We start from the raw sequence: 15,272 nt of genomic DNA, 5'->3' as shown, positions 1-15,272 counted from the left end.
CGGTCATTGTCCGTTAGGCATCCTTCGGGCATGACTGGAACGGATGGCGAACGAAGCGACTCGCATTCTGGGACTGGACCCGGGCCTGCGCCGCACCGGCTGGGGCGTTGTGGAGGCGCACGGCTCGCGTCTGCGCTGGATCGCCCACGGCGTCGTCCGGCCGCCGGAGAGCGGCCCGCTGTCGGCCCGGCTGCTGGCCCTCATGGAGGGCGTGACCGAGGTCTGCGCCGCGCACGGATGCGGCGAGGCCGCGATCGAGGAGATCTTCGTCAACATGAACCCCGGCTCGACCCTGAAGCTGAGCCACGCGCGCGCCGCCGTCATGCTGGCGCCCGCGCGGGCCGGGCTGTCGGTGGCCGAGTATGCGCCGAACCTGATCAAGAAGGCCGTGGTCGGCGCCGGACATGCGGACAAGAGCCAGATCGCCTTCATGGTGAAGCGGCTGCTTCCCGCCGCCGGCGACGTGACGGCCGACGCCGCCGACGCCCTGGCCGTCGCCATCACCCATGCGCAGGTGCGCCGCGCGCCGGGACTGGCGGCATGATCGGGCGGCTGCGCGGCATCCTGGCGGAGGTCGAGGCCGATCACTGCGTCGTCGACTGCGGCGGCGTGGGCTACGTCGTCGCCTGCGGATCGCGCACGCTGCAGCGCCTGCCCGCGCCGGGCGACGAGGCGACCCTGCACGTGGAGCACGTGTGGAACGCCGAGAGTGGGCCGCGCCTCTACGGCTTTCTCGACCGGTCCGAGCGGGGGGCCTTCACCACCCTGACCGGGATCCAGGGCGTGGGGCCCAAGGCGGCGCTGAGCGTTCTGGACGTCCTGCCCCCCGGCGACCTGGCCGCCGCCGTGGCGCGCGAGGACAAGGCGGCGGTGGCGCGCGCGAACGGCGTCGGGCCCAAGCTGGCCCTGCGCATCGTCACCGAGCTGAAGGGCAAGCCGCTCGGCGACGTGTCCTTCACGCCGTCGGCGCCCGGCGTGCACGTCGCGGCGGCGGCCCCGGCCGTTCCCAGCCTGACCGGAGAGGCCGTGTCCGCCCTGCTCGGCCTCGGCGTCGCCGAGGTCAACGCCCGCCGCGCGGTGGATCAGGCCCTGATCCGGCTGGGCGACGACGCCGACCTGTCCGCCGTCATCCGCGCCGCGCTGCAGGAGCTGGGCCGGTGACCGACGAGCGCCTCATCTCGGCCGCCCCCGGCCCCGGCGAAATCTACGACCGCGCCCTGCGGCCGCAGACCCTGTCGGAGTTCGTCGGGCAGGAGCAGGCCAAGGGCAATCTGAAGGTCTTCATCGACGCCGCGCGCGGCCGGGCAGAGGCGCTGGATCATGTCCTGCTGTTCGGCCCGCCCGGACTGGGCAAGACCACGCTGGCGCAGATCGTGGCGCGCGAGCTGGGCGTGGGCTTCCGAGCCACCAGCGGCCCGATCCTGGCCAAGGCCGGCGATCTGGCGGCGATCCTGACCAATCTGGAGCCGCGCGACGTCCTGTTCATCGACGAGATTCACCGGCTCAATCCGGCGGTCGAGGAAATCCTGTATCCGGCCATGGAGGACCATGTGCTGGACCTGATCATCGGCGAGGGGCCGTCGGCGCGGTCTGTGCGGATCGATCTGGCGCCCTTCACCCTGGTTGGCGCCACGACGCGGGCGGGGCTGCTGGCCACGCCGCTGCGCGACCGGTTCGGCATTCCGCTGAGGCTGGAATTCTACACGCCGCAGGAACTGACGCGCGTGGTCATGGGCACGGCGCGCAAGATGGGGGCGACGGTCACCGAGGACGGCGCGCTGGAGATCGCCGCCCGCTCGCGCGGGACGCCGCGGGTGGCCGGCCGCCTGCTGCGCCGGGTGCGCGACTTCGCCGACGCCGAGGGCTCGACGTCGGTCGGAAAGCTGGAGGCGGCGCGGGCGCTGGCCCGGCTGGAGGTCGACGAGGCGGGGCTGGATTCGCTGGACCGCCGCTTCCTCAAGGCGCTGATCGAGAATTACGGCGGCGGGCCGGTCGGCATGGACACGCTGGCGGCGGCGATCGCCGAGGCGCGCGACGCGGTCGAGGACGTGATCGAGCCCTACCTGCTGCAGCAGGGCTTCATCCAGCGCACCCCGCGCGGCCGCATGGCCTGCGCCCGCGCCTATGCCCACCTGGGCCTGACCGAGCCGCCGAAGCGGCCGGAAACCGGCGGCCTGTTCGACTGATTTCGACGGGAGCGGCTGGAGCGGGCAGCGGGAATCGAACCCGCACGAGCAGCTTGGGAAGCTGCCAGGCTACCACTACATCATGCCCGCGATGGCCTGAGGCCGGTCTATCGCACGGCAGGCGGCGTCTCAAGGGCGGCGAAGGCCTCGCGCCGCGCGCGATCCCGGCTTGATCGCCGGCCCGCCTCGGTCAACATGGTTCCCGCGTCGGCGCAGGAGGTCATGGTGAGCGATTTCACCCCCGAGTTCGGAGTCCCTGCCGCGGGCTTTGGCGGCGTCGATGAGCCGCTGTTCCTCGGCGTCGAGCCGATCGTGGCCGGGCTGTTCCTGCTCCTGTTGCTCGGCGTGGCCGCTCTGGCATGGCTGATGGGCCGAAGGGACGGCGCGGCCGACGGGCCGGACGAGGCCCCGAAGGAGATTCACAAGAGGGTCCTCAAGGCGGCGCAGGCGGCCCTGTCGGCCCCCAGCGACAGACTGCACGAGAAGGCGAAGGCCCTGCGCGCGGTCATCGAGGACCTGCTGGGTCCGGTCATCACCGTGGCCAACGGCATGGGCGCCAAGGTCAAGACGCTGGACGAAGCGCTGAAGGGGGAGGCGAAGGAGGAGGCGAAGCCGGGGCCCGCGGGCGGCGCGAAGACCGGGCCGGTCGCGGCGGCCGCATCGCCCGTGACCGTGAACACGGTCACCGTCATCTCGCCCGCGCCCGCAGATCCGGCCGCCGACAAGCCCAAAACGCGCAAGCTGAGCCACGACGAGCAGGTCGACGCCATCGCGAAGGCGGTGCGCGCCTTCCACGACCACTGGTCGCAGTCCGGCGCCCGGGTCGACGAACTGAAGGCGGCGCGGGCGGCGCTGTCGCGTATGCCGCCGCGCGAGAGCGGACACGGCGGCAAGGGTCATCATCACGACGATCCCGCCGACGATCATCACCATGAGGGCAAGCGGGTCTGGGACAGGTGAGCCTCAGCCGCCGGAGGATCCTCGCCGGAGGACTGGCCACCGCGACGCTGGGCGTGGCCGCGCCCGCCGCGGCCCGGGACGCGGACGACGCCGCGCGTACCTTCATGGGGCTGACGGGCGCGCCCGGCATGTCGGTGGCGCTGGCGCGGGACGGGCGCGTCCGCTTCGCCCGCGCCTGGGGCCGCACGGGACCGGAAGGCGCACGGCTGACCCCGGGTCACAGGCTGCGCATCGCCAGCCTGTCGAAGCCGATCACGGCGGCGGCGATCATGACCCTGGCCGAGCGGGGCCGGATCGGCATGGGCGACCGGATCTTTGGTCCGGGGTCGTGGCTGGGCGAAACCTATGGCGCCGCCTCGCCGTGGGCGCGGGAGATCACGGTCGAGCATCTGCTCAGCCACACGGGCGGGGGGTGGACCAACGACGGGACCGATCCGACCATGCGGATCGACGGGCTTGGCCGCGACCGGATGATCGCCCGGGCCTTGGCGGATATACCGCTGACCGCCCGCCCCGGCACGCGACAGCAGTATTCCAACCTCGGCTACGTCCTGCTGGGCCGGGTGATCGAGGTCGCGACGGGAGAAGCCTACGAGACCTGGGTGCGGCGCGAGCTGCTGGAGCCGTCCGGGGCCGGGGACATGCGCATCGGCGACAGAACGCCGGCGCGCGACGAGAGCGGCTACGTCTCCATCTCCGGCGGACCGCCGCATCAGCACGATCAACGGAGGCTGGGCGCGGCCGGAGGCTGGACCGCCACGCCGACGGAACTGCTGCGCCTGCTGGCGCGCATCGACGGATTCGTCGGCGTGCCGGATTCCCTGCATGCGAACACCACCCGGTCGATGGCCACGGTTCCATATCCCGGGGCCGACTTCGGCCACGGCTGGCAGGTGGACGGAGACGACACCTGGTGGCACACGGGCATCCTGCCGGGCACCGCCGCCTTCCTGTGCCGCACGGCCGGGGGCTATGCCTTCGCGGCCCTGGCCAATCTGGGCGGGCCCTACACCGACACGGTGGAGAAGCTGCAGCGCGCGGCATGGGCGATGGCGCGGGCTCAGCCGGGGTGGCGGCTGTGACGAAGCCGGGCTAAGCCTCGGTCATGAAACTCGCATCCCTGAAGCACGGTCGCGACGGCCGCCTCGTCGTCGTCTCGGAAGACCTGGCCTGGTACACCGACGCCTTCCTCATCGCGCCGACCCTGCAGGCGGCGCTGGACGACTGGAACCGTTGCGAACCCGAACTGCGCAATCTGGCGGAAATGCTGGAGCACGGCTCGGCCCCGCGCGGCCGGTTCCACGAGCGCGAGGCCGCGGCGCCGCTGCCGCGCGCCTACCAATGGGCCGACGCCTCGGCCTATGTGAACCACGTCGAACTGGTGCGGAAGGCGCGGGGCGCCGAGATGCCCGCCAGCTTCTGGACCGATCCGCTGATGTACCAGGGCGGGTCCGACAGGTTCCTGGGACCGCGCGACGCCATCCCCCTGAAGGACGAGGCCTGGGGCTGCGATCTGGAGGCCGAGGTGGTGGTGGTGACCGGCGACGTGCCGCTGGGCGCGAGCCGCGACGAGGCGCTGTCGCACATCCGGCTGGTGGGTCTGGTCAACGACGTGTCGCTGCGCAACCTGATCCCCGCGGAACTGGCCAAGGGGTTCGGCTTCGTCCAGTCCAAGCCGGCCAGCGCCCTGTCGCCCGTCTTCGTCACCCCCGACGCCCTTGGCGACCGGTGGAAGGACGGCAAGCTGCACGGGGCCCTGACGGTCGAGCTGAACGGCAAGCCGTTCGGTCAGGCCGACGCGGGCGTGGACATGACCTTCGACTTCGGGACCCTGATCGCGCATCTGGCGAAGACCCGCTCTCTGGGCGCCGGCTCGATCATCGGCTCAGGCACGGTGTCGAACCGCGACGCCGACGGCGGGCCGGGCAAGCCGGTGGACCAGGGCGGGCTGGGCTATTCCTGCATCGCCGAGCTCCGCACGGTGGAAACCCTGCTGCACGGCAAGCCGGAGACGCCGTTCCTGAAGACGGGCGACGTCGTGCGCATCGAGATGCTGGACGAGAAGCACCACTCGATCTTCGGCGCGATCGAACAGACGGTGGAGGCGGTCTGATGAGAATATCGGCGATTTCGACGATGGTCGTCGTTCTGGCCGCCACTCCGGTCGCGGCGCAACAGGCCCCGGTCTGGACCGCCCAGCAGTCGGGCGACGTGCGACTGGCCTACGCCGTGTTCCCCGATCAGGGCGTGGCGATGATCGGCCGCTGCCAGAGCGGAACCCTCGAGCTTTTGCTGCAGGGCGTCCAGCTCGCGGTGCCGGAGATCGAAGGGGCGGTCCGCTTCGGCGAAGGCCGCGTGCGCGACGTGAAGTGGGCCCGGTCCGAGGACGGGAGATATCTTGTCGCCGACCGGCCGGCGCATCTGATGCGGGGACTGGCCTCCGGATCCGACGCCCGCTTCCAGTTCGGGTTCGGCGACCGGGCCGCCGGCGTCGACCTGACGCCGCCCGCCGACGAGGCGCCGATCGAGGGGTTGCTGACCGCCTGCGGCCAGCCTCTGGTCAGCGACCGCGACGAGGCGGAATTCCTGCGGCTCGACGACGACTCCTGGGCGCGTCGGGGCCGCGTGCACATTCCGGCAATGGCGACCCGGGATCATGTGTCCGGCTGGGCCGTGGTCACCTGCATGACGCGGGTGCGCGGGATGCTGGACGACTGCGAGGTCGAGGCCGAGGGGCCCGTCGGCTACGGTTTCGGTCGCGCCAGCGTCCGTTCCCTGCAGGAGTCGCGTCTCAAGCCGGAGACGCCCATAGACCGCCTCGTCACGATCCGCCTCACGACCCTCGTCGAATAGCCAGCGCCGTCTCCAGCGCGCGATCGGCCGGCACGACCACGTCCGGCGTGACGCCGACGCCTTCCCAGTTGCCTCCGGTCGACGGGTGCACGGTCACGGCGATGGGCATGATGACCGTGAACCACGGACCGAGGTCCATGGCGATCGACGGATTGGCGCCGCCGCCCGTGACCTCGCCGACCACGGTCGCGCGGCCCTGGGCCTGAAGGCCGTACGCGAGGGCCTCGGCCGCCGAGAATGTGTCCCGGGAGGTCAGGACGTAGATCGGGCGCGTCGGAAAGGCGGGATCCGCCACGGCGTCGGCGCGGCGGATCTGCTCGTCGCGACGACCGTCCTGCAGACAACCCTCGCGATCATTGGGGTCCGGCTCGCAGTGGCGGAAGAAGATGGTCTCCAGAGGCAGGGGGTGAGGCGCCAGATGTCCCATCAGCCGCAACAGGGCCGCCTCCCCCCCGCCGCCGTTGGTGCGCAGATCGATGATCAGGGCCGGGGCGTCGCGCAGGGGGGCCAGCGCCGCGTCGATCGCCGCGCCGCCCTCCGGGTGTCCGCTGAAATAGGCCAGGTCCAGATAGGCCGTGCCGTCGTCCAGCAGCCGGGCCGCGCGCACCCCGAAGCCGTTGCGCGCCTCCTCGGCCGCCATCTGCTCCATGGTCGGCGGCGGCCCTTCGGCGATCACGTCGTCGCGGCTGCGGCCCTCGACCCAGACCTGGAGGTGCTTGTCGCCGCTGACTTCATGAAGGTCGGCGTTGATCGCGCCGCGGAACGCGTCCGGGTCGGTCAGAGTCAGGTAGTGCGGCCGGCGCTCGGCCAGTCGAGCGCGGATCGCGGGCGTGAGATCGGCGTGAACGTAATGCGCCAGTCGGCGGTCCAGCACGTCCAGGGCGCGGATGCGGTGCTCCAGCGTGATGGCCGCATGCGGATGCGGCGCCTGGGCCTGGGCCATGACCAGGGTGGGGCCGGCGCAGGAGGCCAGCAGGACGGCGGCCAGAACGGCCAGGCGGGGACGGGACATGACGGACTCCTTCGTTCGCGGGAAGGAGGCGGCGAAGGGGCGACGCGGATGCGCGCCGGAGCGTTACGTTTTCGACAGGTGCGGCTACGCTTGGATTCAGCCGCCGGTTTCCTACTTCAAAGGTCGGGAAAGGCGACGCACATGGCGACCGGATGGGCCCCCGACGGGGCGGTGCAGGATCAGATCGACGACACGGTGCGCGACGCCGTGCTGCATGCTCGCGCCCGGCTGCCCCACGGCGAGGGCGCGACCCACTGCCGGGAGTGCGGCGACCCCATCCCCGAAGCGCGGCGCCGCGCCCTGCCCGGCGTGATCACCTGCGTGGAATGCCAGTCCGGCCGCGACGCGCGCGCCGTGATCCCCGGCATCAACCGCCGCGGCAGCAAGGACAGCCAGCTCAAATAGGCCGAGGCTGGACGCGCGCGGCGCGGCATGGCATCGCCCTCCCGCGCCCCGGTGGTGGAATTGGTAGACGCGCCGGACTCAAAATCCGGTTCCGCAAGGAGTGTCGGTTCGAGCCCGACCCGGGGCACCATCATCTCTCTTGCAGCCGTCGCTCGCGACGCGGCCGTCACGCCGCCCGGGAGCGGGCCGGCGGGCCTGACAGTACCGTGACGGTTTCGCCGTGATCGGCGCGAGTTTCGCGGAAGCGCCGCCCAAACGTCACACAGGCATGAGCGCCGTGCACGGACGCATCGTCTAGGACGGAGCCGCCCCGTCGGAGGGGTGGTTCGGGGCGTCGCCGTGATCGGTCGGATGCGACAGGAAATCGGACGGGCGAGCGCCCACGTCGCCGTCCTGGGCACGCGGCCCGACCGCCTGCGCCTCATGGCCGAGGGCGGGCTGGCGGTGCTCATCGCGGCCCAGGGCATGCGATTGGCCGTGGCCTTTCTTTCCCCGGCCGCGGCGGCCTCGACTCCGCCGACGGTCGCGTCCGCCGCCCGACCCGACATCGCCGTCTTCGCCCGCGCCGACGCGTTCTTCCCCACGGGCGCGCCGACCGTCGCGGACCGCACCGCACCGGTCGAAGGCCTGCGCCTGTTCGGCGTGCGGGCCGGTCAGGGCGGGGGTGGCTCCGCCATCCTCGGCCTGCCGGACGGCCGCCAGCTCTCGGTCGGCGTCGGCGAGGAGATCGCGCCCGGACTGGTCCTGCGCACCGTCGAGACCGACCACGTCACCGTGGCGCGCGGACCGACCGTCAGCCGGATCGAATTCGGCGAGACGGAGGTGGCCCCGCCCCCTCCCCCCGCGCCTTCGACTCCCCAGGTGGTGGCCCCGCCGAAGTCCGAGCCGACCGCCGAGGCGCGCGCCGCCGCGCCGGTCGTCGATCCGCAGCGTCTGATCGGCCAGGCCTCGCTGCGCCCGCGCATGAAGGGCATGTCGGTGTCGGGCTTCACCGTCTCGGCCGCCGGCGACGGACAGGCTCTGCGAAGCGCGGGTCTGCAGAGCGGCGACGTCATCCTGGCGGTGAACGGCATCGAACTGAACGGCATGGGGGCCCTGTCGGGCCTGCGCGCCGAACTGGCCGATGCCGTGACCGTGGACATCCGTTACGAGCGCGCCGGGCGCGTCTCGACCACCACCATCCGCACGGGGCGCTGATGCGACGTTTCAAGACGGGCCTGAGGGGCTCCGCCGTTTCCGTCATGGCCGCCCTGATGCTGGGCGCCGCCGCGGTCCCGACCGGGGTCATGGCCCAGGAGCGGCAGGTCCTGAACGTGCAGGGCGCCGACATCCGTGCCTTCATCCAGGACATCGCCCGCACCACCGGCCGCACCTTCATCGTCGACCCGGCGGTTCAGGGCACGGTGACGGTGACCAGCGACCGGCCGCTGACGCGGGCCGAGGTCTACGACGTCTTCCTGTCGACCCTGCGCGCCAACGGCCTGGTGGTCATTCCGACCAGTTCGGGCGCCTACCGCATCGCTCCGGCCCAGGGCGCGGCCCAGGGACCGGCCACCGTCGGAGCCGAGCGGTTCGGCACCGAGGTGTTCGTGCTCAAGAACATCGACGCCGCCTCCGCCGCGGAGACCATCAGACCCCTGATCGGCGCGCAGGGCCAGGTGCTGGCCAACCCGAACAGCAACACCATCGTGGTCGCCGACTTCGCCGACAACCTGCGCCGCGTGCGGGAACTTGTCCGGCGCATCGACGTGGACTCCACCGAGATCGTGGTGGTCTCGCTGGAGAACTCCAACGCCCGCGAGATCGCCGGCGTGCTGGACGACGTGCTGGCCCCTCCGGGCGGCCAGCCGGGGACGGGCCTGGTCACGGTGACGGCGGTGGAGAGCTCCAACTCCATCGTCCTGCGCGGCGAGCCGGCGGCGCTGGCCCGCGTGCAGGGCCTCATCGCCGATCTGGACCGCCGGGCGCTGCAGAACGACGACGTGCGGGTGATCTTCCTCGAGCACGCCGACGCGGAGCAACTGCTGCCGGTGCTGCAACAGGTCGTGGGCCAGCCGGTGGCGGGGGCCGCGCCCGCCGCTCGGTCCGGCGCCGTATCGTCCGAGAACGGAGAGACGGCGCCGCAGGCGGTGACGGCCACGACGGCGACCGGCCAGCGCGCCTCCATCGCCCGCTATTCGGGCGCCAACGCCCTGATCATCTCGGCCCCGCCGGAGACGCAGCGCATGCTGGCCGCCGTCATCGCCCAGCTGGACCGCCGCCGGCCGCAGGTGCTGATCGAAGCCATCGTGGTCGAACTGTCGGACGACGCGGTCAAGGAACTGGGCGTCCAGTGGGTGCTGGCCGGTGAGGACGGCAACCCCGTCGGCTTCACCAACTATTCCGACCGCACCGCGCCCCTGCTGCCGATCTTGGGCGGCGTCGCGGCCAATGAGGAACTGGACGCGGACGACCCGCTGCTCGAGCAGGCGCGCGATCTGGCGCTGAACAGCCTGCTGGGGGCCAACGGCTTCGTCGGCGGCGGCGCCGGCCGCATCGGCGACGGCCTGTTCGGCTTCATCATCAACGCGGCCAAGACCGACAGCGGGTCGAACCTGCTGCAGACGCCGTCGGTCATCACGCTCGACAACGTCGAGGCCAACATCCTGGTCGGGCAGGAGGTGCCGGTGACGACGGGCGACGTCCTGCTGGACGGTCAGACCAATCCGTTCCGCACCACCGAGCGCAAGGAGATCGGCGTCCGCTTGACCGTCCGTCCCCAGATCAACGCCGGCGACAGCGTGACCCTGTACATCCGCCAGGAGGTGTCGAGCGTGAACGGCATCCTGTCGAACAGCGCGAACGACCTCGTGTTCGACACGCGCGAGATCGAGACGACGCTGGTCGTCGACGACGGCGACATCGCCGTCGCCGGCGGCCTGCTTGACCAGAACGAGCGCGTTTCGGTCGACGGCATTCCCGGCCTGCGCGACCTGCCGCTGGTCGGCGGCCTGTTCCGGTCGGAGAGCCGTCAGCGCGGCCGGACCAATCTGATGGTCTTCATCCGCCCGACCATCATCCGCACGCCGCAGGACGCCCAGCGTCTTTCCGCCGACCGCTGGGGCTACATGCGCGACCAGCAGCTGCGCGTCGCGCCGGATCAGGAGCCGAGCCTGGACGAGCTGCTGCGCGACTACATCCGCACCCAGCCGCCGGTGCCGCCCCAGTATCTGGAAGCGCCGACCGCTCCCGTCGCGCCGGTGGAGGGTCAGCCCCTGCAATGACCGGTCTGGCCGCGCCCTTCCTGCCCTACGCCTTCGCCCGCAAGGCCGGGGTCGTCCTGCTGGATGCGGGCGAGGCGGCGCATGTGGGTCTGCGCGAGGGCGCCGACCCGCTCGCGCTCGTGGAGGCGCGGCGGGCGCTGGGCCTGCCGCTGCTGGTCGAACGGCTGAGCCGGGCGGAGTTCGACCGCCGCCTGTCCGAAGTCTACGCCGGCGACCGCGTTGGCGACGACGCGGACCTGGCCCTGCCCGACGGGCTGGACGGCATGATCGACGACCTGCCGGCGGCCGCCGACCTGCTGGACGGGTCGGACGACGCTCCGGTCATCCGCATGATCAACGGCATCATCGCCGAGGCGGTCCGCGCCGGCGCCTCGGACGTGCACCTTGAACCCTATGAGACCGCGCTGATCGTACGCTTCCGCATCGACGGCGTGCTGCGCGAGGCGCTGAGCCTGAACCCCCGCATCACGCCCCTGCTGGCGTCGCGCGTGAAGGTGATGGCACGGCTGGACATCGCCGAGAAACGCGTGCCGCAGGACGGCCGCATCCCGCTGGCGCTGGGCGGCAAGACGCTGGACGTGCGCGTCTCCACCCTGCCGTCGCGGGCGGGCGAACGGGTGGTGCTGCGCATCCTCGACAAGGACCAGGGCGATCTGGGTCTGGCCGATCTCGGCATGGACCCCGCGTCGCTGGCGACGTTCGAGGCGGCGCTGCGCGAGCCGAACGGCATCATCCTGGTCACCGGACCCACCGGCTCGGGCAAGACCACCAGCCTTTACGCCGGCCTGTCGCTGCTGAACGACGCGACGCGGAACATCCTCACGGTCGAGGATCCGGTCGAGTACGCCGTCGAGGGCATCGGCCAGACGCAGGTGAACCCAAAGGTCGGCATGACCTTCGCAGCGGGCCTGCGCGCCATCCTGCGTCAGGACCCGGACGTGGTCATGGTGGGCGAGATCCGTGACGTGGAGACGGCGCACATCGCGGTGCAGGCGTCGCTGACCGGCCATCTGGTGCTGTCGACGGTGCACACCAACGACGCCGCCGGCGCCGTGACGCGTCTGCGCGACATGGGGGTGGAGCCTTTCCTGCTGGCCTCGACCCTGCGGCTCATCGTGGCCCAGCGTCTGGTGCGACGACTGTGCCCCGCCTGCCGCCGCGAGGAACCGGCCGACGGGGCCAGCGCGAAGCTGATCGGGGTGAAGACCGGCACGCGCGTGTGGCGCGCGGTCGGATGTCCGGCCTGCAACCACACCGGCCATCAGGGACGCGTCGGCGTCTATGAGATGATCCGGGTCGACGACCGCGTGCGCCGCCTGATTTCGGCAGAGGCGGCCGAGGACGCCATCGCCGCCGCTGCGTTCGAGAAGGGCGCGGATCTGGCGTCGCGGGCGCGCGATCTGGTGCTGGCCGGCACGACCTCCCTGGAGGAAGCCGTCCGCGTGATCCGGCAGGACGCCGCGGCGGCGTCGGAAGAGGCCGCTTGATGGCGGCGTTCGACTACGTGGCGCTGGACGCCGGCGGGCGGCGCGTCACCGGCGCGGTCGAGGCGGCTGACGAGACGCGCGCGCGCGGCGCGCTGGAGAAGCGGCGGCTGATGCCGCTGGAACTGAAGCCCGCACGGCAGCAGCCAACGACGGGTACGGCCACGGGGAAGGGTATCCGCCTGCCCGCCCGCTCGCTGGCCCTGATCACCCGCCAGCTCGCGACCCTGATCGCCGTCGCCCCGGTCGAGGAGGCGGTCAGGACGCTGGCGCTGCAGGCCGACCGGCCCGCCGCGCGACGCGTGCTGGAAGGCGTCCACGCCGGGGTGCTGGAGGGGCGTCGCCTGTCGGACGCCATGGCGCGTCAGGGACAGGCGTTTCCGCCGCTGTATCGCGCTATGGTCGCGGCGGGGGAGAGCTCGGGCGGTCTGGGCCCCATCCTCGAGCGGCTGGCCGACGGGCTGGAACGCGACCAGCAGGTGCGCGGAAAGGTGATCACGGCGCTGGTCTATCCGGCCGTGCTGGCGGTCGTGGCGCTGGGCGTCGTGATCGCCCTGATGACCCTGGTCGTGCCCAAGGTGGTCGAACAGTTCGACAGCATGAACCAGACGCTGCCGCTGCTGACCCGGATCGTCATCGCCGTGTCCGACGCCATGCGCACGGGCGGCTGGATCGCGGCGCTCTTCACTGTCTGCGTCGCGGCCGGCGTCGGGCTCGCGCTGAGGCGGCCGGCGCTGCGGCTGAAGGCCGACGCCTGGATCCTGACCCTGCCGGTGGTCGGCCGACTGACGCGCGACCTGCACGGCGCGGCCATGGCGCGGACGCTGGCGGCGATGATCGCCTCGGGTCTCCCCGTGCTGGAGGGGCTGACGATCACGGCTCGGACGGTCGCGAACATGAAACTGAGGCAGGCCACCGAATCGATGGCCGACGCGGTGCGCGAGGGGGGCGGTCTGGCCGCCGCCATGCGCCGCGCCGACGTCTTTCCCCCGATCCTCGTCCACATGACGGCGTCGGGCGAGAACTCCGGGCGGCTGGAACCGATGATGGATCGCGCCGCGGACTATCTGGAGCGGGAGTTCACCACCTTCACGGCGGTGATGCTCAGCCTGCTCGAGCCCGTCGTCATCGTCGTCATGGGCGGGGTCGTGGCCGTGATCGTGCTGTCGATCCTGCTCCCCATTCTTCAGATCAACACCCTGGCCGCCGGTTGAGAGACGCCATGCGCAACATCCTCCTTCACGCCCTGACCCGCGCGACGCCGCGCCGTCCTCAAGCAGCGAGCGCCCGCGGCGCGCGCGGCAGGGTCCGTCAAAGAGACGGCTTCACCCTGGTGGAGCTGATGGTCGTCATCGTCATCATCGGCCTTCTGGCCACGGTGGTGGCGATCAACGTCCTCCCCAGCCAGGACAGGGCGATGGTCGGCAAGGCGCGCGCCGACGTGGCCACGCTGGAGACGGCGCTGGAGCAGTACCGGCTGGACAATCTGGCGTTTCCGACGACGGAACAGGGGCTGCAGGCGCTGGTTTCCGCCCCCGCCGGACTGGCGCGGCCGGAGCGCTATCGTCAGGGCGGCTACGTGCGCCGTCTGCCCGAGGATCCATGGGGCAACGCCTATCAATACCGCCGGCCCAGCGCGCACGGTCAGGCGTTCGACGTGTTCTCTCTGGGCGCCGACGGCCGCGAGGGGGGCGAGGGCGAGGATGCGGACCTGGGCAACTGGCAGGGCTGACCGTCCGCAGTCGCGCCCGGGCTTCACCCTGGTCGAGCTGCTGGTGACGATCGCCGTCGTGGGCCTGGCCGCCACGGCGGTGGTGCTCGTCGCGCCTGATCCGCGCCCCGGCGTGGATCGCGAGGCCGAGCGCCTGGGCGCTCGGCTCGTGGCGGCGCGGGAGGAGGCCCTGCTGGCCGGGCGCGCGACGACGGTGGAGTTCCAGCGCGACGGCTACGGCTTCGCCCGCCTCGACGGCGCCGACTGGGCGCCCCTGACCGACGGACCGTTCGGTCCGGAGCGCTGGGAAGAAGGCACGATCGCCGTCGTCGTCCCCGCCGAGGCGCGGGTCACCTTCGACCCGACCGGCGTCGCGGAAGGCGCCGAGATCGCCCTCTCCCGCGACGGGGTCCGCGCGATCGTGACCGTCGACGCGGGCGGCGAGGTGGTTGTGCGATGACCGGCCGGAGAGGGTTCACGCTCATCGAGCTGCTGGTCGCCCTGGCCGTCTTCAGCCTCGCCGCGCTGGCGCTGCTGAAGCTGTCCGGCGAGAACGCCCGGGCGGCGGCGGACGTGGAGACGCGTACGGTGGCCGCCATCGTCGCCGACAACCTGGCGGTGCAGGCCCTGACCAGCGTCGACCCGCCGGCCGAGGGCGAGACGGCCGGAACCGCCTCCATGGCCGGCCGGGACTGGCGCTGGCGACGCATCGTCACGGCCACGCCCGATCCCGACATGCTCCGCATCGAGGTCAAGGTGTCGGAGGACGGCGTCTGGACCGCAGCGGAGGCCATCCTGTTCCGGGGGCGGGCGCAATGAGTACGCGTGCCGGCTTCACCCTGGCCGAGGTGCTGATCGCCCTGGTGATCTTCGCCTTGCTGGCCGCCGCCGGCACGGCGGTGATGGCGACCGCCGTCGAGGGCCGGTTCGCGGTCAGGGCCGCCGACGCGCGCACGGCCGAGCTGCAGCGGCTGCGCGCCCTGCTCAAGGCCGACGTCGGTCAGGCCGTGGGGCGGAACGATCCTACGGTCGGCCCCATCCGGTCCGGCGACGGCGTGATGCTGGAACTGGTCCGCACAGGCTGGGCCAACCCCGCCGACCGGGGGCGCCCGTCGCTGCAGCGGGTCGAATGGCGGGTGGTCGACGGCCGGCTGGAGCGTCGCGTGGCGGACCAGGTCACCGGGACCGCGGTCGGACCGGCCCAGGTCGTGGCGCGCGACGTGACCGACGTTCAGGTCAGCTTCGTCTCGCTGGAAGTGGAGACGCCGGTCTTCTTCCCTCGGCCGCCGATGCAGCTGTCGCCCGACGCCGTCCGCGTCCGGATGACCCTGGAAGACACGGGCCCCGTCGAGATGCTCCTGCTTGTGGGGTCGGGCCGGTGAAGCGGGCGCGCGAGGG

17 protein-coding genes and 2 tRNA genes are annotated in these 15,272 nt (G+C 72.1%); 17 read left to right on the top strand and 2 right to left on the bottom strand.

Features of this window, described 5'->3' with window-relative positions:
• Positions 1 to 43 precede the first annotated feature (43 nt).
• Genes ruvC through ruvB form a run of 3 tightly spaced genes read left to right on the top strand, consistent with a single transcriptional unit; the run spans position 44 to position 2,186 of the window.
• Positions 44 to 544 (top strand): crossover junction endodeoxyribonuclease RuvC, encoded by a 501-nt coding sequence (gene ruvC / locus EFJ44_RS02890; RefSeq protein WP_125255675.1) that lies wholly within the window; start codon positions 44 to 46, stop codon positions 542 to 544.
• Positions 541 to 1,161 carry a Holliday junction branch migration protein RuvA gene (gene ruvA / locus EFJ44_RS02885; protein ID WP_125255674.1) on the top strand — a complete coding sequence of 207 codons (621 nt, stop codon included), beginning with the start codon at positions 541 to 543 and terminating at the stop codon, positions 1,159 to 1,161. The genes ruvC and ruvA overlap by 4 nt, the downstream gene beginning before the upstream one ends.
• Entirely contained in the window at positions 1,158 to 2,186 is a 1,029-nt protein-coding gene (gene ruvB / locus EFJ44_RS02880) for a Holliday junction branch migration DNA helicase RuvB (RefSeq protein WP_125255673.1), read from the top strand. Before ruvA ends, ruvB begins: the two co-directional genes overlap by 4 nt.
• 16 nt (positions 2,187 to 2,202) lie before the next feature.
• Here the strand turns inward: ruvB and EFJ44_RS02875 are convergent.
• A tRNA-Gly gene (locus EFJ44_RS02875) sits at positions 2,203 to 2,276 on the bottom strand.
• A gap of 135 nt (positions 2,277 to 2,411) precedes the next feature.
• On the opposite strand from EFJ44_RS02875, the gene EFJ44_RS02870 reads away from it, so the two are divergent.
• Genes EFJ44_RS02870 through EFJ44_RS02855 form a run of 4 tightly spaced genes read left to right on the top strand, consistent with a single transcriptional unit; the run spans position 2,412 to position 5,999 of the window.
• Positions 2,412 to 3,146, top strand: a complete 735-nt coding sequence (locus EFJ44_RS02870; RefSeq protein ID WP_125255672.1) for a hypothetical protein — start codon at positions 2,412 to 2,414, stop codon at positions 3,144 to 3,146.
• The gene (locus EFJ44_RS02865) at positions 3,143 to 4,228 is read left to right on the top strand and encodes a serine hydrolase domain-containing protein (protein ID WP_125255671.1); all 1,086 of its coding nucleotides are present in this window, start codon (positions 3,143 to 3,145) and stop codon (positions 4,226 to 4,228) included. The genes EFJ44_RS02870 and EFJ44_RS02865 overlap by 4 nt, the downstream gene beginning before the upstream one ends.
• A 23-nt stretch (positions 4,229 to 4,251) precedes the next feature.
• Positions 4,252 to 5,259 (top strand): fumarylacetoacetate hydrolase family protein, encoded by a 1,008-nt coding sequence (locus EFJ44_RS02860; protein WP_125255670.1) that lies wholly within the window; start codon positions 4,252 to 4,254, stop codon positions 5,257 to 5,259.
• Positions 5,259 to 5,999, top strand: coding sequence for a hypothetical protein (locus EFJ44_RS02855; RefSeq protein WP_125255669.1), 741 nt, complete (start codon positions 5,259 to 5,261; stop codon positions 5,997 to 5,999). The genes EFJ44_RS02860 and EFJ44_RS02855 overlap by 1 nt, the downstream gene beginning before the upstream one ends.
• Here the strand turns inward: EFJ44_RS02855 and EFJ44_RS02850 are convergent.
• A complete protein-coding gene (locus EFJ44_RS02850; RefSeq protein ID WP_125255668.1) occupies positions 5,980 to 7,011 on the bottom strand; it encodes a S41 family peptidase in 1,032 nt (343 codons plus the stop codon). The two genes, EFJ44_RS02855 and EFJ44_RS02850, sit on opposite strands and share 20 nt — an antisense overlap.
• 141 nt (positions 7,012 to 7,152) lie before the next feature.
• Between EFJ44_RS02850 and EFJ44_RS02845 the strand changes: the two genes are divergently transcribed.
• From EFJ44_RS02845 to gspJ, 10 genes are all read left to right on the top strand, one after another.
• Positions 7,153 to 7,416 carry a DksA/TraR family C4-type zinc finger protein gene (locus EFJ44_RS02845; RefSeq protein ID WP_125255667.1) on the top strand — a complete coding sequence of 88 codons (264 nt, stop codon included), beginning with the start codon at positions 7,153 to 7,155 and terminating at the stop codon, positions 7,414 to 7,416.
• Positions 7,417 to 7,461: 45 nt separating this feature from the next.
• A tRNA-Leu gene (locus tag EFJ44_RS02840) sits at positions 7,462 to 7,546 on the top strand.
• A 221-nt stretch (positions 7,547 to 7,767) separates the two neighbouring features.
• The gene (locus tag EFJ44_RS02835) at positions 7,768 to 8,613 is read left to right on the top strand and encodes a type II secretion system protein N (RefSeq protein WP_241209652.1); all 846 of its coding nucleotides are present in this window, start codon (positions 7,768 to 7,770) and stop codon (positions 8,611 to 8,613) included.
• Positions 8,613 to 10,679, top strand: a complete 2,067-nt coding sequence (gene gspD, locus EFJ44_RS02830; protein ID WP_125255666.1) for a type II secretion system secretin GspD — start codon at positions 8,613 to 8,615, stop codon at positions 10,677 to 10,679. The genes EFJ44_RS02835 and gspD overlap by 1 nt, the downstream gene beginning before the upstream one ends.
• On the top strand, positions 10,676 to 12,166 hold the full coding sequence (gspE, locus tag EFJ44_RS02825) for a type II secretion system ATPase GspE (RefSeq protein ID WP_125255665.1): 1,491 nt from the start codon (positions 10,676 to 10,678) through the stop codon (positions 12,164 to 12,166). Before gspD ends, gspE begins: the two co-directional genes overlap by 4 nt.
• Positions 12,166 to 13,377 carry a type II secretion system inner membrane protein GspF gene (gene gspF / locus EFJ44_RS02820; RefSeq protein WP_125255664.1) on the top strand — a complete coding sequence of 404 codons (1,212 nt, stop codon included), beginning with the start codon at positions 12,166 to 12,168 and terminating at the stop codon, positions 13,375 to 13,377. Before gspE ends, gspF begins: the two co-directional genes overlap by 1 nt.
• Before the next feature lie 8 nt (positions 13,378 to 13,385).
• Complete coding sequence (gene gspG, locus EFJ44_RS02815; protein WP_125255663.1) at positions 13,386 to 13,895, top strand: type II secretion system major pseudopilin GspG; 510 nt, start codon at positions 13,386 to 13,388, stop codon at positions 13,893 to 13,895.
• Positions 13,867 to 14,334 (top strand): GspH/FimT family pseudopilin, encoded by a 468-nt coding sequence (locus EFJ44_RS02810; protein WP_125255662.1) that lies wholly within the window; start codon positions 13,867 to 13,869, stop codon positions 14,332 to 14,334. Before gspG ends, EFJ44_RS02810 begins: the two co-directional genes overlap by 29 nt.
• On the top strand, positions 14,331 to 14,693 hold the full coding sequence (gene gspI, locus EFJ44_RS02805; RefSeq protein ID WP_125255661.1) for a type II secretion system minor pseudopilin GspI: 363 nt from the start codon (positions 14,331 to 14,333) through the stop codon (positions 14,691 to 14,693). The genes EFJ44_RS02810 and gspI overlap by 4 nt, the downstream gene beginning before the upstream one ends.
• On the top strand, positions 14,690 to 15,256 hold the full coding sequence (gene gspJ, locus EFJ44_RS02800; protein ID WP_125255660.1) for a type II secretion system minor pseudopilin GspJ: 567 nt from the start codon (positions 14,690 to 14,692) through the stop codon (positions 15,254 to 15,256). Before gspI ends, gspJ begins: the two co-directional genes overlap by 4 nt.
• The last annotated feature ends 16 nt before the right edge of the window (positions 15,257 to 15,272 follow it).

Origin of the sequence: Brevundimonas fluminis, assembly GCF_003934285.1 — a bacterium.
Taxonomy (GTDB): Bacteria; Pseudomonadota; Alphaproteobacteria; order Caulobacterales; family Caulobacteraceae; genus Brevundimonas; species Brevundimonas fluminis.
This window is presented reverse-complemented; position numbering and strand designations above follow the sequence as displayed.

Excerpts from the sequence above, each read along its gene's own strand:
- gspD (WP_125255666.1), top strand. The coding sequence starts at position 8,613 with ATGCGACGTTTCAAGACGGGCCTGAGGGGCTCCGCCGTTTCCGTCATG.
- gspG (WP_125255663.1), top strand. The coding sequence starts at position 13,386 with ATGCGCAACATCCTCCTTCACGCCCTGACCCGCGCGACGCCGCGCCGT.
- EFJ44_RS02860 (WP_125255670.1), top strand. The coding sequence starts at position 4,252 with ATGAAACTCGCATCCCTGAAGCACGGTCGCGACGGCCGCCTCGTCGTC.
- EFJ44_RS02810 (WP_125255662.1), top strand. The coding sequence starts at position 13,867 with ATGCGGACCTGGGCAACTGGCAGGGCTGACCGTCCGCAGTCGCGCCCG.
- EFJ44_RS02835 (WP_241209652.1), top strand. The coding sequence starts at position 7,768 with ATGCGACAGGAAATCGGACGGGCGAGCGCCCACGTCGCCGTCCTGGGC.
- gspJ (WP_125255660.1), top strand. The coding sequence starts at position 14,690 with ATGAGTACGCGTGCCGGCTTCACCCTGGCCGAGGTGCTGATCGCCCTG.
- ruvC (WP_125255675.1), top strand. The coding sequence starts at position 44 with ATGGCGAACGAAGCGACTCGCATTCTGGGACTGGACCCGGGCCTGCGC.
- EFJ44_RS02850 (WP_125255668.1), bottom strand. The coding sequence starts at position 7,011 with ATGTCCCGTCCCCGCCTGGCCGTTCTGGCCGCCGTCCTGCTGGCCTCC.
- gspE (WP_125255665.1), top strand. The coding sequence starts at position 10,676 with ATGACCGGTCTGGCCGCGCCCTTCCTGCCCTACGCCTTCGCCCGCAAG.
- gspF (WP_125255664.1), top strand. The coding sequence starts at position 12,166 with ATGGCGGCGTTCGACTACGTGGCGCTGGACGCCGGCGGGCGGCGCGTC.
- EFJ44_RS02845 (WP_125255667.1), top strand. The coding sequence starts at position 7,153 with ATGGCGACCGGATGGGCCCCCGACGGGGCGGTGCAGGATCAGATCGAC.
- gspI (WP_125255661.1), top strand. The coding sequence starts at position 14,331 with ATGACCGGCCGGAGAGGGTTCACGCTCATCGAGCTGCTGGTCGCCCTG.
- EFJ44_RS02855 (WP_125255669.1), top strand. The coding sequence starts at position 5,259 with ATGAGAATATCGGCGATTTCGACGATGGTCGTCGTTCTGGCCGCCACT.
- ruvA (WP_125255674.1), top strand. The coding sequence starts at position 541 with ATGATCGGGCGGCTGCGCGGCATCCTGGCGGAGGTCGAGGCCGATCAC.